Below are 24,444 nucleotides of genomic sequence, written 5' to 3'. Positions count from 1 at the left end.
TGACCTCAGGTCATCGCGTCCCAGATCAGCTTGCAGCCGGTCGCGGTCAGCAACAGATAGGTCAGAGCGAAGAACACACGCTCTGACACGGCGTAATGCGCCTTTACCCCCAGCCACGTGCCCAGAAACGCAAACGGAACCAGCACAAGATCCGTCAACAACGTTTCAACCGTGAATATCCCCAGAAAGGCATAGGGTACGGCCTTCATGACGTTCACGCACCAGAACACCAGCACAGTTGTCGCCTGATACGTGGTCTTTCTCAGCCCAAGCGACAACAGGTAAACGGCGACCGGCGGGCCACCGGCATGGCTGACAAAACTGGTAAAGCCCCCCGCAAACCCGGCAAGACAACCAGCCCACATCGGCAACCTGATATTTCCGACCACACCACGCGGGCGCAATTGCCAGATCACAAACCCCAATGACACAAGCCCGATCAACAGCCGCAGACCGTCTTCATTGACCATTGTGTAAAACAGCGCGCCAAAGCTCACCCCGGGCACCGCCGCCAGACATAACATCCATGTCTGGCGCACATCCCATTTACGCCAATAGGGTTTTAACGACGCCACATCGATCAACATCAACAACGGCAACAACAGCCCCAGCGCCTGACCGGGGGGCATCACCAGCGCCAGCATCGACGCGCTGGCAAAGGAAGCCCCCGATCCAAACCCGCCTTTGGACACGCCAGCAAACACCACCGCCGCAGCGCTCAGCGCGAGGATGCTGAAAGAATCAATCACGGGCTGTCACGACGCGCTGGCCGGAATCCCGCCGGATTATGTTGTGATTTGTTGAGAAACTCTTTGCGTCGAGCTTCATATTCCTTTTCGGTCAACAGCCCCTCTTTAATCGCCTAGTCGGGCGTCTGTCATTCCTGACCAATTGTGGCCATCTATACCGTCTCCGGGGTGGTTCTGTTGCCGCAAGCCGCCAATGTCACTCTCGCCAAAACCATTATCATAAACAGTTTCGCTGCTGTTTTCTTAAATTTACTGCCTTCCATCATATATTATGATCACCCAATTTCTATCCAGCAAAACCCGTTCCGGCAAGCAAGCAAATAAGGATGGAATCGACCTGGGATTGCGGTTCCGCGATCGCCTGCTGCCGTTCGCCGCGCCTGCGAACACTTGCGTCACAGCCTTTTTCGCCCTAAGCCACGCCCCATAATTCAATCGACCGGAGACAAGTCAAATGGCCAGACCCAAGATTGCCCTCATCGGCGCAGGAAACATCGGCGGCACGCTCGCCCACCTCGCAGCGATCAAAGAACTCGGTGACGTCGTTCTTTTTGATATCGCGGACGGACTGCCTCAGGGCAAGGCGCTCGACATTGCTGAATCCGGCCCCGTCGAGAAAATCGATGCCACCATGTCCGGCACAAGCGACTATGCCGGTATCGCCGGTGCAGACGTTTGTATCGTAACCGCCGGTGTGGCCCGCAAACCAGGCATGAGCCGGGACGATCTGCTGGGCATCAACCTCAAAGTTATGAAATCGGTTGGCGAAGGCATTGCTGCGCACGCCCCTGATGCCTTTGTGATCTGTATCACCAATCCGCTGGACGCAATGGTCTGGGCGCTGCAAAAGTTTTCGGGCATGCCCACAAACAAAGTCTGCGGCATGGCTGGTGTTCTGGATTCCGGACGCTTCCGTCACTTCCTTGCAGACGAATTCAACGTGTCCATGCGCGACGTAACCGCCTTTGTTCTGGGCGGCCACGGCGACACCATGGTGCCATCCCTGCGTTATTCCACAGTTGCAGGTATCCCGTTACCTGACTTGATCGACATGGGTTGGACCACACAGGAAAAAATGGACGCGATCATTCAGCGCACACGCGATGGCGGTGCTGAAATCGTTGGCCTGCTGAAAACCGGTTCGGCATTTTACGCGCCTGCGGCGTCGGCAATCGAAATGGCCGAAGCCTATCTCAAAGACCAAAAGCGCGTTCTGCCGTGTGCCGCCTATTGTGATGGCGATCTGGGCGTCAAAGACATGTATGTCGGCGTTCCTACCGTGATCGGTGCGGGTGGTGTTGAAAAAATCGTCAACATCAAGCTCAACAAAGAAGAGCAGGACATGTTCGACGTTTCGGTCAAAGCCGTTCAGGGTCTGGTCGACGCGTGCAAAGGCATCGACAACTCACTGTCCTGAGCCTCACACAGTTTCGAAAAGCCCGCCATTTTTGGCGGGCTTTTTTCGTTTTAGGTTGCAGCGACGCCCCAACATGCAATGTTGGCGCACGCCAGTGACCGCAAGAAGACAGCTCAGCATGATCGGCCTGAACCGAAACATTTCCGTCGAAAACGGCCTCAAGCTTCTCGGAGAGCGCAATTCCGGCACCAGTTTTCTGGAATCGCTGCTGCGCACGCATTTCGATCTGTCGCTTTTTGACAGCCTGCCGATTGTCACCCACGAAATGACCCCGTTTGCTCCAAAGGGCCCATTTCCGCGCCTGCCAAACGGGCAGGCTGCGCATGAGGCCATGACGGATCATCTGCATTATGAACAACTGCCTCAGAATGGCGGTTGGAAACACGCCGCTCCGAGCCAGCGTTTTGTGGATGAGTTTCTGACCCCAAAAGCCCCGGCTGTTCTAATCATCGTGCGTCATCCGGCCAGTTGGCTGAAATCCATGCACCGCAATCCGTTCCATTCGCTGATGCAGGAGACTCCCGACTTTGCGCGGTTCCTGCGCCAGCCCTGGCTGACCGTAGAACGCGACGGTGTTGCCCCTCGATATCACGACAGCCTTTTGGCGCTGATGGTCCTGAAGATGAAGATGCATGCCGACTTGTTGGCCAATTACGAAAACAGCGCGCTGATCCGTTACGAAGATCTGGTGCAATCCCCAGAGGAAACCTTGCGCATCCTCGACAAACAGCCGCTTTCGCCCATCAAGACACCAGACGCTCAAGAAGACGCGCGCGGCTTTATCAGCTCCAAACGCGCGTTCTGGCAACGCCGCAAGATGCGCAATTATCGCGACAGCGCACAACAGGCAAGCTATGACAAGCTGGCCTCAGATGACCGAAACTTTGTGTTGGACACCTTGTCCGACTCGCCCCTTCTGTCGCTGTATCCCAAATAATTCTAATCAAGTCCGGCACAGTTAGCGCCACCTGTTTCACTTTTGTGATCACAGTTTTTTATCGTGTGATCACAAATGCGACAAATTCGCCAAAGAAGACAAAAAACGCTTAGCTGTCAGGCATCTTTATGCCAGAAACGGTCAAATCGCAGCAATATGGGACAGTTCCATGAACATCCATGAATATCAGGCGAAGGCTTTGCTTCGCACCTATGGCGCCCCGGTATCAGAGGGACGTGTTGTCCTGAGAGCCGAAGACGCCAAAACCGCAGCAGGAGAGCTGGACGGACCACTTTGGGTCGTCAAGGCGCAGATCCATGCCGGCGGACGCGGCAAAGGCTCTTTCAAAGAAGCCGATGCTGGCGAAAAAGGCGGTGTCCGCCTAACCAAGTCGGTTGAAGAAGCCGCCGAAGAAGCCAAAAAGATGCTGGGCCGCACACTTGTGACTCACCAGACTGGTCCGGCAGGCAAACAGGTCAACCGCATCTATATCGAAGCCGGTTCCGGTATCGAGCGTGAACTCTACCTCGCTCTGCTGGTGGATCGCCAGACATCGCGCATTTCGTTCGTTTGCTCGACCGAAGGCGGCATGGACATCGAAGAAGTTGCCGCGGCAACACCAGAGAAAATCCTGTCATTCAGCGTTGATCCGGCCACGGGTTATCAAGCTTACCACGGTCGCCGCATCGCCTTTTCGCTGGGTCTTGAAGGTGCACAAGTCAAACAGTGCGTCGCACTGATGGGCAAGCTTTATCAGGCCTTCACCGACAAAGACATGGAGATGCTGGAAATCAACCCGCTGATCGTCTCGGACAAGGGCGACATCAAAGTTCTCGATGCCAAAGTTGGGTTTGACGGCAACGCCATCTACCGCCACGGCGACATCGCTGAACTGCGCGACACCACCGAAGAAGACCCCAAAGAGCTGGAAGCGTCGAAATACGACCTGAACTACATTGCTCTGGACGGCGAAATCGGATGCATGGTGAACGGCGCGGGTCTTGCCATGGCGACCATGGACATCATCAAACTCTACGGTGCTGAGCCTGCCAACTTCCTCGATGTGGGTGGCGGCGCGACCAAAGAGAAAGTCACCGAAGCGTTCAAGATCATCACCTCTGACCCCAACGTCAAAGGGATCCTTGTGAACATCTTCGGCGGTATCATGCGCTGTGACGTCATCGCCGAAGGCGTGGTCGCTGCGGTGAAAGAGGTTGGCCTGCAGGTGCCACTGGTTGTACGTCTTGAAGGTACAAACGTGGAAGCCGGCAAAGACATCATCAACAATTCAGACGTTGATGTGATCGCCGCTGACAACCTCAGCGACGGAGCCGAAAAAATTGTGAAAGCCGTGAAAGGGTAAATTTATGCGGAATGCGATTGTTATGACACTACTGGGTCTCAGCACTTTGTTTGTGGCTGCTTGCGGTCAAAACGAAAACCTGCCAGTGCGCACAACCCCTCAGGCTGCGGCGCCAACAAGCCCGCCATCCTCCATCAACTGATCGGACGGGGTCAGATTGCCCGGAATGTTTCAGAGATGATCATCCGGGCGCGTCTCCGAACCGCTCAGCCAGTGGAGTTAAGGGAACAGTCAATGGGCACATGTTTGCGCCATTGCCAATTCGCATTCCTCGGCCACCCGATCCGACACAACGTACTTTGAAATCAAAGCTGCGCTAACAAAAATTCAAAACAGGAGAAGCCAACATGGCCATTCTCGTAGACGAAAACACCAAGGTGATCTGTCAGGGCTTTACCGGCTCACAGGGCACGTTCCACTCGGAACAGGCCATCGCGTATGGCACCAAAATGGTCGGCGGTGTGACCCCCGGCAAAGGCGGCATGGATCATCTGGGCCTGCCCGTCTTTAACTCGGTGCACGAAGCCAAAGCCACAACCGAAGCCAACGCCTCGGTGATCTATGTACCGCCCCCCTTTGCTGCGGATTCGATTCTTGAAGCCATCGACGCTGAAATGGAACTGATTGTCTGCATCACCGAAGGTATCCCGGTGCTGGACATGATGCGCGTTCAGCGCGCGCTGGAAGGCTCTTCCAGCCGTCTGATCGGCCCGAACTGCCCCGGAGTCATCACGCCAGACGCCTGCAAAATCGGAATTATGCCCGGTCATATTCACAAACGCGGGAGCGTGGGTGTCGTTTCGCGCTCAGGTACGCTTACATACGAAGCAGTGAAACAGACAGCAGATATCGGCCTTGGTCAGTCTACCGCCGTTGGCATTGGTGGCGACCCGATCAAAGGCACCGAACATATCGACATCCTCGATATGTTCCTCAGCGATGATGAAACCACATCGATGATCATGATCGGTGAAATTGGTGGCTCGGCAGAAGAAGAAGCTGCCGAATTCCTGGCCAACGAGCGCAAGAAAGGCCGCTGGAAACCAACTGCTGGCTTTATCGCTGGCCGTACGGCCCCTCCCGGCCGTCGCATGGGCCACGCTGGTGCGATTGTTGCTGGCGGCAAAGGCGGCGCAGACGACAAGATTGCGGCAATGAAAGAAGCTGGCATCGTTGTTGCTGACAGCCCTGCTGGTTTGGGCGAAGCCGTCCTGAAAGCCATCGGCTGATGTTGAGCACTCTCCCGACCACTGCCCTCAGGGCAGTGCCTGACCGCGGGTGGGGCGAAAGCCCCCGCCCGTGGGGGCCGTCGGGAGTTGCGCGGCGTGTCCGGGTACCAAATTTCCGTATTGTCGGATCCACAGGTTCCGTTGCTGCGGCACAAAGTATTGAGCCGACGGATCCGTTTTCAGTTGTTCCGGTTCCGGCAGGAACAGAACTGAAACCAAAGGGCTCAAATCCAACTCCAACAACCTTCATGGGGTCAATGGCTGCGGGAGAAATCCCCTGCCCGAGCGAAATGCTGAGGTGAAATCATGACTGAACAGTCTCCCAACGACATCTTCCACGCCTCCTCCTTTATGCAGGGGCACAATGCGGAATACCTCGAACAGATGTATGCCCGCTACGCCAATGACCCTGCTGCGGTTGATGAGGTCTGGCAGGAATTTTTCCGCCAACTTGGCGACGCTGATCTGGACGTCAAAGCCGAGGCCACCGGCCCCAGCTGGGCGCGCACCGATTGGCCGCCAATGCCAAATGACGACCTGACGGCGTCGCTGACCGGCGAATGGCCAGAGCCCGCCGAGGCCAAAGCCGCAGGCGGTAAGATCAAGGCAAAAGCCGCCGAAAAGGGTGTCGAGGTCTCTGACGAGGCAATCAAACGCGCCGTGTTGGATTCGATCCGCGCCCTGATGATCATCCGCGCCTACCGTATCCGGGGCCATCTGATTGCAGATGTTGACCCGCTGGGCATGCGCGACAATACCGGCCACCCCGAACTGGATCCGCGTTCTTATGGCTTTTCGGATGCCGACATGGACCGCCCGATCTTTATCGACAAGGTTCTGGGTCTGGACATCGCCACGATGCGCCAGATCATGGACATCGTTAAGCGCACCTATTGCGGCACATTTGCGCTGCAATACATGCACATCTCCAACCCCGAAGAGGCCGGTTGGCTGAAAGAGCGGATCGAAGGTTACGACAAGGAAATCCGCTTTACCCGCGAAGGGCGCAAAGCGATCCTGAACAAGCTGGTCGAAGCCGAAGGCTTTGAGAAATTCCTGCACGTCAAATACATGGGCACCAAACGCTTTGGTCTGGACGGTGGCGAAAGCCTGATCCCGGCCATGGAGCAGGTCATCAAACGCGGTGGCAACCTTGGTGTAAAAGAGATCGTTGTGGGTATGCCGCATCGGGGCCGTCTTTCGGTTCTGGCCAACGTGATGGCCAAGCCTTACAAAGCGATCTTTAACGAATTTCAGGGCGGCAGCTTCAAACCTGAAGATGTCGACGGATCAGGCGATGTGAAATATCACCTAGGCGCCTCGTCCGACCGGGAATTTGACGGCAACACCGTGCACTTGTCGCTGACTGCCAACCCATCGCATCTTGAAGCAGTAAACCCGGTTGTTCTGGGCAAGGTCCGCGCCAAGCAGGACCAGCTGAACGACGCAGAGCGTATGCAGGTGATGTCGATCCTGCTGCACGGCGACGCGGCGTTTGCCGGTCAGGGTGTTGTGGCAGAATGTTTCGCCCTCTCCGGTCTGCGTGGGCACAAAACCGGCGGCACCATGCATATCGTTGTGAACAACCAGATTGGCTTTACCACAGCGCCACACTTCTCACGGTCTTCGCCCTATCCCACCGACAACGCGCTGGTGGTTGAAGCGCCGATCTTCCACGTGAACGGCGATGACCCAGAAGCGGTGGTACACGCCGCGAAAGTCGCCACCGAATTCCGTCAGAAGTTCCACAAAGACGTGGTGCTCGACATCTTCTGCTATCGCCGCTTTGGTCACAACGAAGGCGACGAGCCGATGTTCACCAACCCGGTGATGTACAAACGCATCAAAGGCCATAAGACAACTCTGTCGCTCTACACAGAACGGCTGGTCAAAGATGGTCTTATCCCCGAAGGCGAAATCGAAGACATGAAGGCCGCCTTCCAGGCGCACCTCAATGAAGAGTTTGAGGCCGGCAAGGATTACAAGCCGAACAAAGCTGACTGGCTGGATGGCCGCTGGTCGCATCTGGACAAGCAGGACGAAGACTATCAGCGCGGCAAGACGTCGATCAAAGCGGACACCCTAAAGGAAATCGGCACCGCGCTCAGTACGCTGCCAGAAGGTTTCCCGGTACACAAAACCGTTGGTCGCCTTCTCAATACGCGCAAAGCGATGTTTGACTCCGGTAAGGACTTTGATTGGGCAACCGCCGAGGCTCTGGCCTTTGGCTCGCTCATGACCGAGGGCTTCCCGGTCCGCCTGTCTGGTCAGGACGCCACCCGTGGTACGTTCTCTCAGCGCCATTCCGGTATCGTCAATCAGGAAACAGAAGAACGCTACTACCCGCTGAACCACATTCGCGCAGGCCAGTCACATTTCGACGTGATCGACTCGGCCCTGTCCGAATATGCAGTTCTGGGCTTTGAATACGGCTTCTCGCTGGCGGAACCCAATGCGCTGACCCTTTGGGAAGCCCAGTTTGGCGACTTTGCCAACGGTGCGCAGATCATGTTTGACCAGTTCATCAGCTCCGGTGAATCCAAATGGCTGCGTATGTCAGGCCTGACCGTTCTTTTGCCGCACGGCTTCGAAGGACAAGGCCCCGAACACTCATCCGCCCGCTTGGAACGTTTCCTGCAAATGTGTGGTGGGGATAACTGGATTGTGGCCAACTGCTCAACCCCGGCCAACTATTTCCACATCCTGCGCCGTCAGCTGCACCGCACGTTCCGCAAACCGCTGATCCTGATGACGCCAAAGTCGCTGTTGCGCCACAAACTCTGTGTCTCAACTGCCGAAGACTTTGTCGAAGGCTCCAGCTTCCACCGGGTTCTGTGGGATGACGCGCAAAAAGGAAACTCTGACACGCAACTGGTCGCAGATGACAAAATCAAACGCGTCGTGATGTGCGCTGGCAAGGTCTACTATGACCTGCTCGAGGAGCGTGACGCACGCGGCATTGACGATGTCTATCTGATGCGGGTCGAACAATTCTATCCGTTCCCGGCCAAATCCATGGTCACCGAACTGTCGCGCTTTAAAGGTGCCGAAATGGTCTGGTGTCAGGAAGAACCGAAAAACCAAGGGGCTTGGACGTTCATCGAACCCAATATCGAATGGACCCTCACCCGTATCAAAGCCAAACACACCCGTCCGGTATACGCAGGCCGCGCCGCTTCGGCCTCGCCTGCCACTGGACTGGCAAGCCAACACAAAGCACAACAATCAGCGCTGGTGGATGCCGCGCTCTCCATGGAAGGAAACTGATCGATGACGACAGAAGTTCGCGTCCCGACCCTTGGCGAAAGCGTCACCGAAGCCACCGTGGCCACTTGGTTCAAAAAAACGGGTGATGCCGTGGCAGTTGATGAAATGCTCTGCGAGCTGGAAACCGACAAGGTAACCGTCGAAGTCCCGGCCTCTGCTGCCGGTGTGCTGGGCGAAATCATTGCCGCCGAAGGTGACACAGTGGGCGTTGATGCCTTGCTTGCGACCATCACTGCGGGCGACGGCGCTGCCGCCGCATCCGCGCCTGCGGCCAAAGCGGCCCCGGCGGCCAGCAACGAATCGGTTGACGTCATGGTGCCCACGCTCGGCGAATCCGTGACCGAAGCCACCGTTTCCACATGGTTCAAAGCTGTGGGTGACACGGTTGCGCAGGATGAAATGCTCTGCGAACTGGAAACCGACAAGGTGTCCGTCGAGGTGCCTGCCCCCGCTGCTGGCGTTTTGGCTGAAATCACCGCTCCCGAAGGCGCGACCGTTGACGCCAGTGCGAAACTGGCGGTGATCTCAGGCTCTGGCGCTGTTGCCGGTGCATCGCCTGCCCCGGCCGCCCCTGCCGCCGCTCAGGCCCCGGCCTCGGCCGCTGGTGCAGGTCGCAACGACATCGAAAATGCCCCATCTGCCAATAAACTGATGGCGGAAAAAGGTCTGACCCCGGACAATATTCAGGGATCGGGCCGCGACGGGCGCATCATGAAAGAAGACGTGCTCAAGGCCGCTCTGGCCCCGGCTCCGGCCGCCGCACCGGCAAAAGCTGCCGCACCACGCGCGCCGGTTGCTGCCGAAGATGCGGGTCGCGAAGAACGGGTCAAAATGACCCGCCTGCGTCAGACCATCGCCCGCCGTCTGAAAGACAGCCAGAACACCGCCGCCATGCTGACCACCTATAACGAGGTCGACATGGGTGAAGTGATGGCCCTGCGCAGTCAGTACAAAGACCAGTTCGAGAAAAAGCACGGCGTGCGTCTGGGCTTTATGTCCTTCTTCACCAAAGCCTGTGTTCATGCGCTCAAAGAAGTGCCCGAAGTGAATGCCGAGATTGACGGCACTGACATCGTCTACAAGAACTTTGTGCATATGGGCGTCGCCGCCGGTACGCCCACAGGTCTTGTGGTGCCCGTAATCCGCGATGCAGACTCGATGAGCTTTGCAGGCATCGAAAAAGCGATTGCCGAAAAAGGTCGCCGCGCGCGTGACGGCAAACTGTCGATGGCCGAAATGCAGGGCGGCACGTTCACCCTGTCCAATGGCGGCGTCTACGGCTCTCTGATGTCCTCACCGATCCTGAACCCGCCGCAGTCCGGTATCCTAGGCATGCACAAGATTCAGGACCGTCCCATGGCGATCAACGGCGAAGTCGTGATCCGCCCGATGATGTATCTGGCTCTGTCCTATGACCACCGCATCGTCGACGGCAAAGGTGCTGTGACCTTCCTCGTGCGCGTCAAAGAAGCGCTTGAGGATCCACGCCGGTTGCTGATGGATCTGTAAAGACACCTAGCAAAATGGTGCGTGCGCTTCATTTTGCTAAAAATACTTCCGGGGGAGTCGCGGCTTGCCGCGATGGGGGCAGCGCCCCCCTCCCGAAACTCATACCGACGTAATACAGTCGCAATACCGACGTGATACCGACGTCGTTTTTATGAAGGAAATGACCCATGTCCCAATATGACGTCATCATTATCGGCGCTGGCCCCGGCGGCTATGTGTCGGCCATTCGCTGCGCCCAGCTGGGCTTGAAAACTGCCGTAGTCGAAGGCCGCGAAACCCTTGGCGGCACCTGCCTCAACGTGGGCTGTATCCCGTCCAAGGCGCTGTTGCATGCCACCCATATGCTGCACGAGGCAGAGCACAACTTTGCCGATATGGGCCTCAAGGGCAAAAGCCCGTCTGTCGACTGGAAACAGATGAAGTCCTATAAATCGGACGTCGTCGGCCAGAACACCGGCGGCATCGAATTCTTGCTTAAAAAGAACAAGATAGACTGGATCAAAGGCTATGCCAGCATCGAAGCTGCAGGCAAAGTCAAGGTGGGCGATGCCACCTATGATACCAAGAATATCGTGATCGCCTCCGGCTCTGTGCCATCGTCCCTGCCCGGTGTTGAGGTCGACAATGACAAAGGCGTGGTGGTCGATTCCACAGGCGCGCTTGACCTGCCCAAAGTGCCCAAGAAGATGGTTGTCATCGGCGCTGGCGTGATCGGACTGGAACTCGGGTCGGTCTATGCCCGTCTGGGGTCCGAGGTGACCGTGGTCGAATACATGGACGCCATCACCCCCGGCATGGACGCCGACGTGCAACGCACATTCAAACGTATCCTTGAAAAACAAGGACTTACCTTTGTCATGGGCGCCGCCGTATCCGGTGTCGACGCCACCAAGACCAAAGCCAAAGTAAAATACGCTCTCAAGAAATCTCCTGATGACGAGCAGATATTGGACGCCGATGTTGTCCTCGTCGCAACGGGTCGCAAACCTTATTACGACGGGTTGGGGCTTGAGGCTGCTGGCGTGAAACTGACCGAACGCGGCCAGATTGCGACCAACGCCCAGTGGGCCACCAACGTACCTGGCATTTATGCCATTGGAGACGTGATCGAAGGTCCCATGCTGGCGCACAAAGCCGAAGACGAAGGCATGGCCGTTGCGGATGTGATCGCGGGCAATCATGGCCACGTAAATTATGGCGTCATCCCCGGCGTGGTCTACACCACCCCCGAAGTCGCCACCGTGGGAATCACCGAAGCCGCACTCAAGGCCGAAGGCAAAAAGCCCAAGATTGGCAAATTCATGTTCATGGGCAACGCCCGCGCCAAGGCTGTGCATCAGGGCGATGGGTTTGTAAAACTGATTGTCGACGCCGAGACCGACCGAATCCTGGGCGCCGCCATCATTGGCCCTGCGGCTGGTGACATGATCCACGAGATCTGCGTGGCCATGGAATTTGGCGCGTCTGCGCAGGACATCGCGCTAACCTGCCACGCACACCCGACCTACTCGGAAGCGGTCCGCGAAGCGGCATTGGCTTGTGGCGACGGTGCCATTCACAGCTAAGGCAAAACATATTATCGGAGACGGGGCGGCCGTGGCTGCCCCTTTTCGTTTGTGGACAGGTCTTTGAAACAAAAATTCTCATCCCGGTCATAGCCATAGGATTTGCTGCTGGCTTATCAGGCGCGTGGCTGCTGACGCCAATGCAAACCAGAGCTCAACGGATCGCTGAGTTGTTTACCCAGGTTTGCTTGCCCAACCATCACGGTTTGGCAATTCCTGAACCTGAACAGATTGGTCTCGCAAGGGCGACAAGCCCATCTGGACAGAGAACCTGGATTGATCTCGAACACAGGGTTTTCCTAAGTGTCCGACCTGCAACGTGTTCCCTTGAGACACATGCGCCAAATGCGCTCTCAGAAGCGGAAGCCATTGAACTACTTACCTATGTCGAAGCCATTGTCGCGAGAGAATTCCCTGATCTTCCCTATGATCCCGGCGCCCGAATGGGCAAAATACACAAAGGATGGTTTGCAGGTCCCATAGGCACTCCGCAACGTTGGGGCGTCACCTTATTTGCCTTCCCGGATTGGGGTGATAGTTCAGGCGGTAGTCTCAAAATCAAGGCACCTGGTTTTGAAACATAAACCACATCTGCCGTAGGTCGGACAAATTTGTCCGACCTACCCGTCACCACATGGTTTTTCTGGCGCGTTCCAGCCACGCGGCGTCATAAACAGCTCCGCCTTCTTCGCCATCCGTCAGCGCGGCCAGCACCTCCCCGGCACTCGGCAATTCCTGACTTTCATCGCCACACGACCACATCCGCGCCCGCATCAAAGCACGCGCACATTGCGTATATATCTCGCCAATCCGGATCACGATCACCGACCGGGGATGTCGCCCCTGCACCTCAAAGCTCTCACACAAATCAACGTCGGTCGTTACGCGTGCCAACCCGTTTATCCGCACGACATTGTTTGATCCCGGCACCATAAACATCAGCGAAATTCGGCCATCTGCCACAATATTGCGCAAAGTATCCATCCGGTTATTGCCGCGCCAATCCGGTATTGCCAATGTTTGTGCGTCCAGTTCGCGCACCACCGGTCCGTCATCACCGCGCGGACTCCCGTCGGTCCCGTCTTCCCCAACTGTCGAGATAACGCAGAACCGTGATGCCATGATCCAGCGGCGATACTCTGGCGTCATCCGTTGCGCCACTTTGCGCAGAGATGCCGCCCCGGGTGTGCCGTAAAGCGTTTCCAGCTCCGCAATGTCAGTGACGTATTTCATCCCCATCCGGATCAAACCCCGCTTCGCGCATCAATGCATCCGAGCGCTTCTCGACGCGCTCTTCCAATGTTTCCATAAACTCTTTTTGGCTCAGTCCTGGCGCCATAGGTTCCAAAAACTCAACCACTGCAACACCCGGCTTGCGGTACACGCCATGGCGCGGCCAGAACACACCGACATTTGTAGCTGCAGGCACGCATGGTTGGTTGAGTTGGCTGTAGAGTGCATAGGTGCCCACCTTGTAAGGCCTGCGAGCCCCCGGCGCGACCCGTGTGCCTTGCGAATAGATTATCAACTGGCCGGCAATTTGCGCGCCCGACGCGACATCAGCGACCATTTGCTTGATGGCCGCACCACGTTTGCCGCGATTAACCGGAACACAACCGATCCGCAATCCGTACTGCCCCAGAATTGGCGCCCACATCAGCTCGCGCTTCATGATGAATTTCCCTGCCGGAACAGAGCCGAAAATCATGATAATATCCAGAAACGACTGATGCTTGGCACCGATCATAACCTCCTGCGTCGGAGGTGTACCACGCACTTCGGTTTTGAGATTAATCATCCAGCCTGCCGTCCAGCACACCCAGCGGCAATAAGACTTGCACGCCATCGCAGCGCCTTTGCGGCTGAATATCGCCCAGGGGAAAAACGCCAACCCCAATACCAGCATGGCGACATACATCTGCGCGTTAAAGATCAGGGATCGTACCCATTGAATACCGTATCGCATCATGCCAGCTCCGAAAGCGTGCGCCGCGCCGCCGCACCGGTTGCAGCATAGGCCACAATGGCCGTCAGAAACGGAATAAGCAAAAGTAACAACCACCCGGTCCCAACAAAGCCCAGTCCCGTCAAAAAGCCGCCCTCCTCCTGGGCTGCAGGCAACAGCATCATCGCGCCAGCGCCCAGCACCGTGCCAATGGCAGCACCCGACAGCGCCCGCAACGTAAAGCGCCTTACAAACGCGCGCACTATATAAGCGTCTCGTGCCCCAATCAGCCGCAACACCGCGACGACCTGCGCATTAGCAGCCAGCGCCGCCTGCGCAGCAAGCGTGATCATGACGCCCGTTGTTGCCCCGATCAACAGGATCGCCACCCAGCCCAGCAATCGCAATCGCCCAGCCGCGCGTTCCAGCGGAGCGCGCCAGCGGGTGTGATCATCTAGGACCGCGCCCGGCACCTCGGCCTGTAGCCGTAACCTTAACCCTGCCGGGTCAAACCCGTCATCGGTCTCCAGAATTTCGATCAGCTGTGGAATCGGTAAACTGTCCACCGGCAAATCCGGACCAAACCAGGGTGCCAGCAAGGCGCGTTGTTCATCGTCGCCCAACGCTCGTGCAGATGCGACGCCAGGCGTGCTCTGCAACACGCTCAGCGCCGCCTCGGTCTGTGCATCCAACTGTTCCGCAGGCGCCGATATCCGCAATGTCGCGCTTTGCGCCAGCTCGTCTCCCCAACGTTGCGCCAACCGCCCCGACGCCAGCGAAAGCGCCAACGCAAACACAGTCAAAAACGCCATCGTTGCGGCAGCAAACAACGTTAACCTTGCGGTGAACCCAGTCGGAGGCACAACCCGGTCGGCTTGTACGTCCCCCACAATCAGCGAGGAGATCGTCTTGATCAGCTTCACAGATCCGCCCCCGCCAATTGCAATTTTCGATTTGAAATCCGCAGAACCCGCGCCTGCACATGATGCTTGGCGGCCCGGATCAGGTTCAGGTCATGCGTGGCAATCAGGATGGTCTTACCCATCCTGTTCAACTCCACCAGCAATTGCAAAAGCCGTTGCGACATTTCCCAGTCCACGTTCCCGGTCGGCTCGTCGGCCAACACCACTTCCGGCGACATAATCACCGCCCGCGCCAGTGCGGCACGCTGGCGCTCACCCCCCGAAAGTTCCGGCGGTAACGCGCTTGCCCGATGCCCCAGACCAACCCAGCTCAACAATTCTTCCAGATTGGTGACTTGCTCATGCGAATCACGCCCTGACACTGTCAAAGGGAGCGCGACATTGTCGGCCAGCGGCAAGTGGTCCAGAAACTGGCAATCCTGATGCACAACTCCGATGCGACGCCGCGCCAGCGCATGCCCATCCCGGTCCATATCGCGCACATCCTGACCAAAAAGACGTGCGCTACCCGCAGTTGGAGCCAATGCCCCATAGCATAATTTCAAAAATGTCGTCTTTCCTGCTCCGGACGGGCCGGTCAGAAAATGGAACGATCCCGGTGCAAGCTTGAGAGAAATCTCACTCAGCAACTCGCCGCCGCCATAGTTATAAGCAATGTTTTCCAGTTCGATCACGGATCGGCCCCCTGTCTGGCCTTGTTGTGCACGAGCATCGGACAGGATTCAATCCGGTCACGGCAGGGCTTTGCACTTTCCCGGGTGCATATTACAGAATAAGATCATAAATTAATGAAGAGCAGTGGGGACATCAGGGGAAAACCATGCGGCTGACATGCCCGAATTGTGGTGCTCAATACGAAGTACCAGACGATGTGATTCCGCTGGCAGGGCGGGACGTGCAATGTTCAAATTGCGGCGACACGTGGTTTCAGTCTCATCCCGAGGAAGAAACAGCCGTCGCACCTGATGATTTTGCACTGTCAGAAGAACAGCCTGAAGACGGGCAAACCGACGAAGACGAAAACGACCGGCCCGCCTTTGAAGAAGTGGAGCCGCCGGAAATAACCTTCGATGATGATGGTGAGGACATCCCCGCTGCCGAAGCTGAAGGCGACGGACTGTTTGAAAGTGCGGAAAACATCTGGAGTGGAGAAGACGAGACTGGCTCTGACGACAAACAATTTGACGATCCGGAACCGGACTCCAAAACAGACGAAACCCTAGCCGACGAAGACCGCCCATATGACGAGGTCTTCACGGATGATGATGATATCAAACCGGATCGGACGCCTCGCCAGCGCGGCCTTGATCCAGCGGTCGCCGGCGTGCTGCGTGAAGAGGCCGAACACGAGGCCCGCGCCCGCGAGGCCGACACGCTGGAAACCCAACCTGACCTCGGGCTGAGCGAACCCGAAAACGAAGCTGATCGCCGACTGCTTGAGGCCAAGGCGCGAATGCGCCGCCTGCGTGGTTTGCCGACAGAAGAAAAAACCGAAGAGACACCGCCAGAGCCCGCCAAGCCGGATTCACGGCGCGAATTGCTGCCCGATATCGAAGAGATCAATTCGACGCTGCGCGGAACAGCAGACCCCGGTCGGGCTGGTTCGGACGAACCTGCCGCACCAACTGACACCAAACGGCGCCGTGGGTTCCGTCTGGGCTTTGGGATTGCGCTGCTGGTCGCACTGGCCGCCATCCTCGCCTACAGCAACGACGACAAGATTGCGCAGGCTTACCCGCCAGCACGCCCCTACCTTGATGCGTTCATCGAAAATGCCAACCAGGGCAGGGTCTGGCTCGACTCTCAAGTGACCAAACTGTTCCTCTGGCTCGACGGCTTCACCGGGTCAGAGTAACGTCTTTTTGGCCCGGGTGGGTGGGTCGTCGGCGCCTGCAAGGCGGCGCGAGTCACCCCCGGGGCACTCTGCGAAAATCAGAACCGGTCCAGCAGTCTTTCCAGATAGTTGCGTTCCACTTCCGAACGATCCCCTTCGCCTGCACGGCGCCGGATTTCATCCAGCAACCGACGCGCCTGACGGTACACATCTTCGCCCTGCAGCAATCCTTCTTCTGTTCCGGAAGGTCCGCGATTTCCTGCACTTCGGCCCAGCGGATCCTGCGCATTGCCCTGATTTTCCGCCAGACCCTGCTGCCCCTGCTGTTCTTGCTGAGCCATTGCCTCATCCAGGCTTCGCATGCCATCACGCAGCGCTTCCATAGCTTCAGCCTGACGGTCGATGGCTTCGGCCAGATCGTCGCTGCGCAACGCATCCTCCGCGCCTTCCATCGCATCCCCCGCCCGTCCCAAAGCTTCGCGCGCCGCATCACCTTCGGGCGAACCCTGACCGGGCATATTGCCCATCTGACGGTCCAGTTCGTCGCGCAAATCCCGCTGCCGGTCTTCCAGCGCACTGCGTCCGGGCTGCTGACCGTCTTGCGATCCATCTTCACCTTCACCCGTGCCCTGCCCGGTCCCGTCATGTGACTGGCCGCGGCCTTCACCACCACTATAACCTTCATTTTCCCGCGACTGGCCACTTTGCGCACCGGGATTGAACTGTTCCTGCAATTCGCGGAACGCTTCGTCCGACAACCCCTGCTGTTCGCGCAGCGTATCGGCCAGACCTTCCATGGCCTGCTCACCTTCGCTTTGCTGACCCTCACCTTGCGTGACGCGCATGTTTTCCATCATCTGGCGCAGTTCATCCAACGCCTGCTGCGCTTCGGCCATGCGGCCCTGTTCCATCAATTCCTGAATGCGATCCATCATGCGCTGCAAATCATTCTGATCCAGCTGCATCATGTTTTCCGACAATTGCTGAGACTCGCCGTCTTCGCCGTTCTGTTGATTACGCCGTGCCAATTCGCGCATGTAATCTTCGGTCGCCTCGCGCAACTCCCGCATCAGCTCGGCAATTTCGGCATCGCTGGCGCCGTTTTTCATGGCCTCCGACAACCGTTCCTGCGCCCGGCGCAACCGTTCCAGCGCACTGCCGAGATCGCCCTCTTCCAGCTTCAGCGCCAGTTCCCACAAAGCTTCGGCAAGCTCATCACGCTTTTCATCCGTCAGCCTGCGCCCGGAAAACGCCTCAAGTCGGCGCAGAACTGTGCGCAAACGCAGATAGTTTGTCTCCTGGCGAAAAACGCCTTCTTCGGGGCGATGGGACACCGCCCGCAACAATTGCGACACCCGGGCCGCGTTTTCACGCGACCACAAAAGATCTCGCCGCATCTCGATCACAGACGCGGCCAAAGGATCAAAAAACCGCCGCGCCGGAAGCGCCATCTGCTCTGGTGCAGACGCGCCGACATGCCCCGCGTCATCCAAAGCCGTCAAAGTCACAATTACTGGCAGATGCGCCCATGGGTGTTTGGAAAAATCTTCGATCAGAGTTTCGGTAAATACCGCCCTGTCGCCCGTGATTGGCAATGGCAATTCCACCGTCACCGGTGTGTGGTCCTCAGGCGCGACGCGCAACCCGTGCTGGCGCGCCACCGCCTCCAGATCCAGCGCAATTTCAGCTGTGCCACCGGTGATGCCATAATCATCCGCCGCCTCAAAAGGCAGCGTCATTTCCCCGCGCCCGGAAACTTCGGCCGTGCCACTTACGGAAATCTGCGGCGACACATCCCCAACCATATCAATGGCCCACGCCTGTCCGCCCGGACCCGCGATTTCAAGCTTGCCAGATTGGGCAATGGCAAAATTCTGTTCTGCGTCAGCGGCACTTGATACTTCGCCCACCCGGCCGGACACGGTCTCGGCGACCGTCAGCGCGCCAACTTCACCATAAAGACGCACCAGAATGCGGCTGCCCTCTGGCAACTCCAGCGATGCATCAGTCAGATCATTCAAATACAACGCCGGACGCCCGGTATAGGCAGGCGGCTCAATCCAGCCCTCCCATGTCGGACCACTAGCCAGCGCGGCACCATTCCCCGGGGTCATCTCACCAACGCTTCCGACCCGGGCAAAGGACCCAAACAAAAACGCAACCGACAGCGCCAACACCGCAATATAGCGCAGTCCAAACGGGTCCAGCCGGGACACGCGCAAATCTGGATGTACCGGTCGCGCGGTTTGCGTGTTTTTGGCCATTCGCGCCTGATGCGCACGCCAAAGCATTTGACTGCCTTTGTCATGCGCCCCAATCGCAGGCTGATCCATCAGCGCCTGAATGGGCCGCCCGGGCAAGGTCGCGTCAAGGCGCACCAACGCATCCTGTCGGGTCGGCATCACAAACCTGCGCGCACCAACCACAGCGGCCACACCTGTTGCCAGCACGCAAAGCAGCCCGACCAGCCATACAACCTCTAGCGGCGCGACATCCTGTGCGCCCATCATCAAAGCGGCCAAAACCAGAAAAACAAGGGACCACAGCGGCCAAAACGCTTGCGTCACCCGCTCGGCCAACAAGCCAATCCGGGTCAGGCCAAGCACGATACCCAGCCGCTTTAACGCAGTTTCAGCCTCCGTTCGGTGTGCCACGATGCTCCCAATCGCTTGGCCTAAGGCGGGATAGCCTTACAACCATGTAGGAATGCTATCGCGATTTATCATCTCTTCATAGCTCGGACGTCGGCGGATAACCGCAAATTGATCCCCGTTGACCAGAACTTCCGGGATCAGCGGGCGCGAATTATATTCGCTCGACATCACCGCGCCATATGCGCCTGCACTGCGAAACGCGATCAGATCGCCCGCGCTCAGCGGTGTCATGGTCCGGCCTTTGGCAAATGTGTCACCGCTTTCGCAAACCGGCCCAACGATGTCATATTGTGCGGGTTCCGTGCCCGGCACCGGTTCGATCACCGGCACAATATCATGATGCGCTTCGTACATGGCCGGGCGGATCAGATCGTTCATCGCCCCGTCGACAATCAGAAACTCGCGGTCTTCACCGGATTTCACATAGATCACCTTGCTGACCATGATCCCGGCATTTCCGGCAATAAGCCGACCGGGCTCAATCTCAATCTCACAACCCAGATGCCCCAGCTCTCGCTTGACCATCGCGCCATATTCCACCGGCAATGGCGGGGCTGTGTTTGACCGCTCATAAGGAATGCCCAAACCGCCCCCCAGATCCAGCCGGGTGATCTCGTGACCATCCGCCCGCAATTGTTCGGTCAGTTCTGCCACCTTGCGATAGGCCAGCTCAAATGGTGCCAGCTCGGTCAGCTGGCTGCCGATATGCACGTCGATGCCAATCACTTTCAGCCCTTTAAGGCTGGCGGCATGCGCATAAACGTCGCGCGCGCGGCTGATAGGAATGCCAAATTTGTTTTCAGATTTTCCGGTGGCAATCTTGGCGTGGGTTTTCGCGTCAACATCCGGGTTCACCCGCACGGTGATGGGTGCCACCATGCCCAGTTCTTGTGCAACCGCGTCAATGACCGCCATTTCCGGCTCGCTTTCCACGTTGAACTGGCGGATACCGCCCTGCAACGCCATCGCAATTTCATCGCGGGTTTTGCCAACCCCGGAAAACACAATTCGATCCCCCGGCACACCTGCCGCCACCGCGCGCGCGTATTCTCCGCCTGACACCACATCCATCCCAGCGCCCAGCGCGGCCAGAGTTTTCAGGATCGCCTGGTTGCTTGCCGCCTTCATCGCATAGCACACCAGATGATCGATCCCCTCCAGCGCTTCGTCAAACAGCCGGAAATGGCGTTCAAACGTGGCCGTGGAATAACAATAAAACGGTGTGCCAACAGCAGCGGCGATTTCGGAAACCGGCACGTCCTCGGCGAACAATGCCCCATCACGATAAAGGAAATGATCCATGCGCTGCGTCTCCTGCCTGTGCGTCTGCCTGTGCGTCAGTGACCCTCATAGCCACAGGCGCAATTGCTTTCAATCACACATCCACACAGGCGGCATCGCACCGGGCGTTCAACGGACCGGTTTGGCCCGCAAAAACAAATACAAGGGCAACCCGCAGCTGACCCCGATCAAAAACGTTGCGGGAATAGCGATCAAGGCAAGCCAGTTCCGCCGTACACTTACCTCGGCCAATATCCAGACCGTCAGCGCCACCGCCGCAATCACCAAATCCCAGTATAATCCCGTTGTCGCCGGGCCGGCCTTCCATTCTGAAACCAGCTTTTCCAGATCCGCGCCATTTTCCATCAACCACGGTCCGAAAAAGAACATGGGATGTACGGCCCCCCAAATGGCAAGGCCCAGAAAAATCAGACGTAAGGGTGACATGTAAACTCTCCGCAGACCGAATGACTAAGGTCTACGACATTCCGCAGAACCTGCCCAGCAGGTTCACGCCCTAGAATGACTTTGATCTGATCAGCTTACCAACAGCCGTGGCGATGGCATCCACCACCCACCGAAATACTGATAGGTCCGTTGCTCACACCGATATGTCCGGATGTGCTGACACCGCCGCTGCCCAAACCGATATTTGCGCCCATTGTTGGCGTCCACGGCTCGCCGTCAACGCCACACCCGGCCAAAAAACCAAATCCAAGCAACACTACCAAAACACGTTTCACGATACCAATGCCCCCAAGCAACTGAGTCTTATTCTAGCTCAGTTGCCCGGTATTTGCAAAACCAACGGGCGGAATATTGCGGTTCACCCGCCGTAAACCACGCCTGTGCGCGCTTCGCCTGAAATGGTCACACCCGAGGTTGGTTCGGGCGGTGTCTCGCGGTTATAATTCGGCGTCGGCTCACAGGCTGCAAGCAATGTCACCACGCCGATAAGGCCCAGAATTCTCATTCCATCATCCCTTTCCAACGCGCCACTTGTTCGCGCACGCGCTTGGGCGCCGTGCCACCATACGACAGCCTCGAAGCCACAGAATTATGCACACCCAGCACGTCAAACACGTCTTGCGTAATGGCCGCGTGCACGCCCTGCATATCTGCCAGCGTCAAATCCGGTAAATCACACCCGCGCTCTTCGGCCAACGCGACCAGCGATCCGGTCACATGGTGCGCGTCGCGGAACGGCATGTTTAGCGTCCGCACCAACCAGTCGGCCAGATCGGTCGCGGTCGAAAACCCGCTGCCTGCCGCCGCCTCAAGGCTGTCGCGGTTGGCCGTCATATCCTTGACCATGCCTTCCATCGCCGCCAACGCCAGCATCAGGTTGTCAGCGGCGTCAAACACCTGTTCCTTGTCTTCCTGCATGTCCTTGGAATAGGCCAGCGGCAGCCCCTTCATCACCATCAGCAACGCCGTGTTGGCGCCAAAAATCCGGCCAATCTTGGCACGGATCAGCTCGGCAGCATCCGGGTTCTTTTTCTGTGGCATGATCGATGATCCGGTCGAGAACCGATCCGACAACGTCACAAACCGAAACTGCGCTGAGGACCAGATCACCAGTTCTTCGGCAAAACGGCTCAGATGCATCGCACAAATCGACGAAGCCGCCAGAAATTCCAGCGCAAAATCCCGGTCACTGACTGCGTCCAGCGAGTTCGCCGCGGGCCGGTCAAAGCCCAACGCCTCAGCCGTCATCTGGCGATCAATGGGAAAGGATGTTCCGGCCAGGGCAGCGGCACCCAACGGCGATTCGTTCATGCGGCGGCGGGCATCTTCAAAGCGCGACCGGTCCCGGCCAAACATTTCGACATAGGCCATCATGTGATGACCCCACGTCACCGGCTGCGCCGTTTGCAAATGGGTAAAGCCCGGCATCACCCAATCGGCGCCCGCCTCGGCCTGTGCCAACAACGCGCGGATCAGCGCATCAATGCCGCCCATGGCGGCGTCCATCTGATCGCGTACCCATAGTTTAAAGTCGGTCGCCACCTGATCATTGCGGCTGCGCCCTGTGTGCAAACGCCCGGCGGGTTCGCCGATCATATCCTTCAGACGCGCCTCCACATTCATGTGGATGTCTTCCAGCGCTGTGGAAAACTCAAATGAGCCTGTTTCAATCTCTGACAAGACCGTGAGCAACCCTTCCCGAATGGCCTCTGCATCGTTATCTGTCAGGATGCCTGCATGCGCGAGCATCGCCGCGTGGGCTCTTGAACCGGCAATATCCTGTGCCGCCATCCGTTGGTCGAACCCGATCGAGGCATTGATTGCCTCCATGATCGCATCCGGTCCGGCGGCAAAGCGGCCGCCCCACATTTGGTTCGAGGTATCTTTGGTCATGATCTGCCCTTCGGAGGGAATATGAAACTGAACGGGTCAGCGCGAATTAATCCGGGCATGGTTTATACGGGGCTGGCGGCAATCGCAATTGCAGCTGTCGCCTTTGTTGCGCTCCAGAACCCGGCCACCGCCGGGGCGCCTCTGGACACTGCCGAAATATCCGAAATGCGCACCGGTGATATGCGCAAACTGAACTTCCATTCAGAACCCCGCGACATCTCTGACAAAACATTCACAACCGAGGACGGCGGTGAAGCCACGCTTGAGCAATATCGCGGCAAAGTCGTATTACTGAATTTCTGGGCCACTTGGTGCGCGCCATGCCGTCATGAAATGCCGATGCTGTCGGAACTGCAGTCCGAACTGGGGGGCGACGACTTTGAAGTCGTTACGCTTGCAACCGGGCGCAATATGGTGCCCGCCATGAAGAAGTTTTTCACCGAAATCAACGTGACCAACCTGCCCCTGCACCGCGATCCGAAACAGATCGTGGCCCGCGACATGGCGGTTCTGGGCCTTCCGGCGACCATTGTAATTGACCGTGACGGAAGGGAAATCGCGCGACTTCAAGGTGATGCTGACTGGTCCAGCGAAAATGCGCATGCTATTATATCGGCAATAATAAGAAAAACTGCGGCGCAATAATCTGCGACGTGGTGTTGTGGAAGACGGAATATGAACACTCGTTTTGTTGTGGCGCTTCTGGGGATCGCCACGATTTGTTTTGGTACGGCCGGATTGGCTCAGGATGTGAACCTTGAAAACAAGCGGTCACGTCTGCGCGAGGTATCGACGCTCAAGCTCAGGGGCGACGCGCGCAGTGAATTCCGCACGTTCCGTCGCAAAGCCGACTACTATGGTGCGTTCTATTTCAATCCGACCGACAAAGTGTCGGGGTCTTTCTGGAATGCTTCGAACATTCAGGCAGCCGAACGGTTTGCACGCATATCCTGCGAATTGAAATCGCAATCACCGACGGAATGTGCACTTTATGCGCGCATGCTGCCCAAACGGTACGACCCAAACCAGGGCGGACTGACCCTGTCGCGTGCAGCAACCCCGGAATTTCGGGAATATTTGCGCGTTCAGGGCGACGATAACCGGCACGGCGCCTTTGCCATCGCGGATAACGGCGCATCCGGGTATTCCTGGGCCGAAGCCACCCGCGATTGGGCCGAACGTGAGGCTCTCAAGCGCTGCGAGAAAGCCACCCGTAAGCTGCTCAAGAAAACGCCGGATCATCTGCGTGACGCCGTGTCCAATTATGGTATGGCGACCTGCACAGTGGTGCACTGGGCGCGCTGATCATCAGCCCCGCCACAACCACCTGCGCAACCACTGGCGCAGGCTGACCCCACGCCACCTTTGACAAACAGATCACCTGCACGGTTTCATATTATCCGGGAGGAG

Annotated in this window: 22 protein-coding genes; 11 read left to right on the top strand and 11 right to left on the bottom strand. The window is 57.5% G+C overall.

Annotated features, from left to right (window positions below; translation table 11 throughout):
* Positions 1 to 5: 5 nt before the first annotated feature.
* Positions 6 to 749: a sulfite exporter TauE/SafE family protein gene (locus ABJI08_RS09620; RefSeq protein WP_348401616.1), complete on the bottom strand. Its 744-nt coding sequence runs from the start codon at positions 747 to 749 to the stop codon at positions 6 to 8.
* Positions 750 to 1,203: 454 nt separating this feature from the next.
* Between ABJI08_RS09620 and mdh the strand changes: the two genes are divergently transcribed.
* From mdh to ABJI08_RS09580, 8 genes are all read left to right on the top strand, one after another.
* A complete protein-coding gene (gene mdh / locus ABJI08_RS09615; RefSeq protein ID WP_348401615.1) occupies positions 1,204 to 2,166 on the top strand; it encodes a malate dehydrogenase in 963 nt (320 codons plus the stop codon).
* A gap of 118 nt (positions 2,167 to 2,284) precedes the next feature.
* Positions 2,285 to 3,103 carry a hypothetical protein gene (locus ABJI08_RS09610; protein WP_348401614.1) on the top strand — a complete coding sequence of 273 codons (819 nt, stop codon included), beginning with the start codon at positions 2,285 to 2,287 and terminating at the stop codon, positions 3,101 to 3,103.
* Between the two features lie 169 nt (positions 3,104 to 3,272).
* A complete protein-coding gene (sucC, locus tag ABJI08_RS09605; RefSeq protein ID WP_348401613.1) occupies positions 3,273 to 4,466 on the top strand; it encodes an ADP-forming succinate--CoA ligase subunit beta in 1,194 nt (397 codons plus the stop codon).
* 347 nt (positions 4,467 to 4,813) lie between these two features.
* Positions 4,814 to 5,695, top strand: a complete 882-nt coding sequence (sucD, locus tag ABJI08_RS09600; RefSeq protein WP_348401612.1) for a succinate--CoA ligase subunit alpha — start codon at positions 4,814 to 4,816, stop codon at positions 5,693 to 5,695.
* 306 nt (positions 5,696 to 6,001) lie between these two features.
* Positions 6,002 to 8,962, top strand: coding sequence for a 2-oxoglutarate dehydrogenase E1 component (locus ABJI08_RS09595; protein ID WP_348401611.1), 2,961 nt, complete (start codon positions 6,002 to 6,004; stop codon positions 8,960 to 8,962).
* 3 nt (positions 8,963 to 8,965) lie between these two features.
* Complete coding sequence (gene odhB / locus ABJI08_RS09590; RefSeq protein ID WP_348401610.1) at positions 8,966 to 10,471, top strand: 2-oxoglutarate dehydrogenase complex dihydrolipoyllysine-residue succinyltransferase; 1,506 nt, start codon at positions 8,966 to 8,968, stop codon at positions 10,469 to 10,471.
* 167 nt (positions 10,472 to 10,638) lie between these two features.
* Positions 10,639 to 12,036, top strand: a complete 1,398-nt coding sequence (lpdA, locus tag ABJI08_RS09585) for a dihydrolipoyl dehydrogenase (protein ID WP_348401609.1) — start codon at positions 10,639 to 10,641, stop codon at positions 12,034 to 12,036.
* Between the two features lie 206 nt (positions 12,037 to 12,242).
* Positions 12,243 to 12,620: a hypothetical protein gene (locus ABJI08_RS09580; RefSeq protein ID WP_348401608.1), complete on the top strand. Its 378-nt coding sequence runs from the start codon at positions 12,243 to 12,245 to the stop codon at positions 12,618 to 12,620.
* A 43-nt stretch (positions 12,621 to 12,663) separates the two neighbouring features.
* Here ABJI08_RS09580 and ABJI08_RS09575 read toward each other — a convergent pair whose 3' ends face one another.
* Genes ABJI08_RS09575 through ABJI08_RS09560 form a run of 4 tightly spaced genes read right to left on the bottom strand, consistent with a single transcriptional unit; the run spans position 12,664 to position 15,578 of the window.
* A complete protein-coding gene (locus ABJI08_RS09575) occupies positions 12,664 to 13,269 on the bottom strand; it encodes a pyridoxamine 5'-phosphate oxidase family protein (protein ID WP_348401607.1) in 606 nt (201 codons plus the stop codon).
* Entirely contained in the window at positions 13,253 to 14,002 is a 750-nt protein-coding gene (locus ABJI08_RS09570) for a lysophospholipid acyltransferase family protein (RefSeq protein ID WP_348401606.1), read from the bottom strand. The genes ABJI08_RS09575 and ABJI08_RS09570 overlap by 17 nt, the downstream gene beginning before the upstream one ends.
* Positions 14,002 to 14,904: an FtsX-like permease family protein gene (locus ABJI08_RS09565; RefSeq protein ID WP_348401605.1), complete on the bottom strand. Its 903-nt coding sequence runs from the start codon at positions 14,902 to 14,904 to the stop codon at positions 14,002 to 14,004. The genes ABJI08_RS09570 and ABJI08_RS09565 overlap by 1 nt, the downstream gene beginning before the upstream one ends.
* Entirely contained in the window at positions 14,901 to 15,578 is a 678-nt protein-coding gene (locus ABJI08_RS09560; protein WP_348401604.1) for an ATP-binding cassette domain-containing protein, read from the bottom strand. Before ABJI08_RS09560 ends, ABJI08_RS09565 begins: the two co-directional genes overlap by 4 nt.
* A gap of 146 nt (positions 15,579 to 15,724) precedes the next feature.
* Between ABJI08_RS09560 and ABJI08_RS09555 the strand changes: the two genes are divergently transcribed.
* Positions 15,725 to 16,759, top strand: coding sequence for a zinc-ribbon domain-containing protein (locus tag ABJI08_RS09555; protein WP_348401603.1), 1,035 nt, complete (start codon positions 15,725 to 15,727; stop codon positions 16,757 to 16,759).
* A gap of 77 nt (positions 16,760 to 16,836) precedes the next feature.
* On the opposite strand, the gene ABJI08_RS09550 is transcribed toward ABJI08_RS09555, so the two are convergent.
* From ABJI08_RS09550 to argH, 6 genes are all read right to left on the bottom strand, one after another.
* Complete coding sequence (locus tag ABJI08_RS09550; protein WP_348401602.1) at positions 16,837 to 19,392, bottom strand: TIGR02302 family protein; 2,556 nt, start codon at positions 19,390 to 19,392, stop codon at positions 16,837 to 16,839.
* A 36-nt stretch (positions 19,393 to 19,428) separates the two neighbouring features.
* On the bottom strand, positions 19,429 to 20,694 hold the full coding sequence (lysA, locus tag ABJI08_RS09545) for a diaminopimelate decarboxylase (protein WP_348401601.1): 1,266 nt from the start codon (positions 20,692 to 20,694) through the stop codon (positions 19,429 to 19,431).
* A 108-nt stretch (positions 20,695 to 20,802) separates the two neighbouring features.
* Complete coding sequence (locus ABJI08_RS09540; RefSeq protein WP_348401600.1) at positions 20,803 to 21,120, bottom strand: DUF2834 domain-containing protein; 318 nt, start codon at positions 21,118 to 21,120, stop codon at positions 20,803 to 20,805.
* Positions 21,121 to 21,215: 95 nt separating this feature from the next.
* Positions 21,216 to 21,416, bottom strand: coding sequence for a hypothetical protein (locus ABJI08_RS09535; RefSeq protein WP_348401599.1), 201 nt, complete (start codon positions 21,414 to 21,416; stop codon positions 21,216 to 21,218).
* Positions 21,417 to 21,499: 83 nt separating this feature from the next.
* A complete protein-coding gene (locus ABJI08_RS09530; RefSeq protein WP_348401598.1) occupies positions 21,500 to 21,646 on the bottom strand; it encodes a hypothetical protein in 147 nt (48 codons plus the stop codon).
* Entirely contained in the window at positions 21,643 to 23,034 is a 1,392-nt protein-coding gene (gene argH / locus ABJI08_RS09525) for an argininosuccinate lyase (protein WP_348401597.1), read from the bottom strand. The genes ABJI08_RS09530 and argH overlap by 4 nt, the downstream gene beginning before the upstream one ends.
* Positions 23,035 to 23,055: 21 nt before the next feature.
* On the opposite strand from argH, the gene ABJI08_RS09520 reads away from it, so the two are divergent.
* Together ABJI08_RS09520 and ABJI08_RS09515 are read left to right on the top strand one after the other, a co-directional pair.
* Positions 23,056 to 23,679 carry a TlpA disulfide reductase family protein gene (locus tag ABJI08_RS09520; protein ID WP_348401596.1) on the top strand — a complete coding sequence of 208 codons (624 nt, stop codon included), beginning with the start codon at positions 23,056 to 23,058 and terminating at the stop codon, positions 23,677 to 23,679.
* 30 nt (positions 23,680 to 23,709) lie between these two features.
* Complete coding sequence (locus tag ABJI08_RS09515; protein ID WP_348401595.1) at positions 23,710 to 24,339, top strand: hypothetical protein; 630 nt, start codon at positions 23,710 to 23,712, stop codon at positions 24,337 to 24,339.
* Positions 24,340 to 24,444 lie beyond the last annotated feature (105 nt).

The organism is Shimia sp. (assembly GCF_039969785.1).
Lineage (GTDB): Bacteria > Pseudomonadota > Alphaproteobacteria > Rhodobacterales > Rhodobacteraceae > Shimia.
Note: the sequence above shows the minus strand (reverse complement) of the source record. Positions and strands in the feature narration are given on the sequence as shown.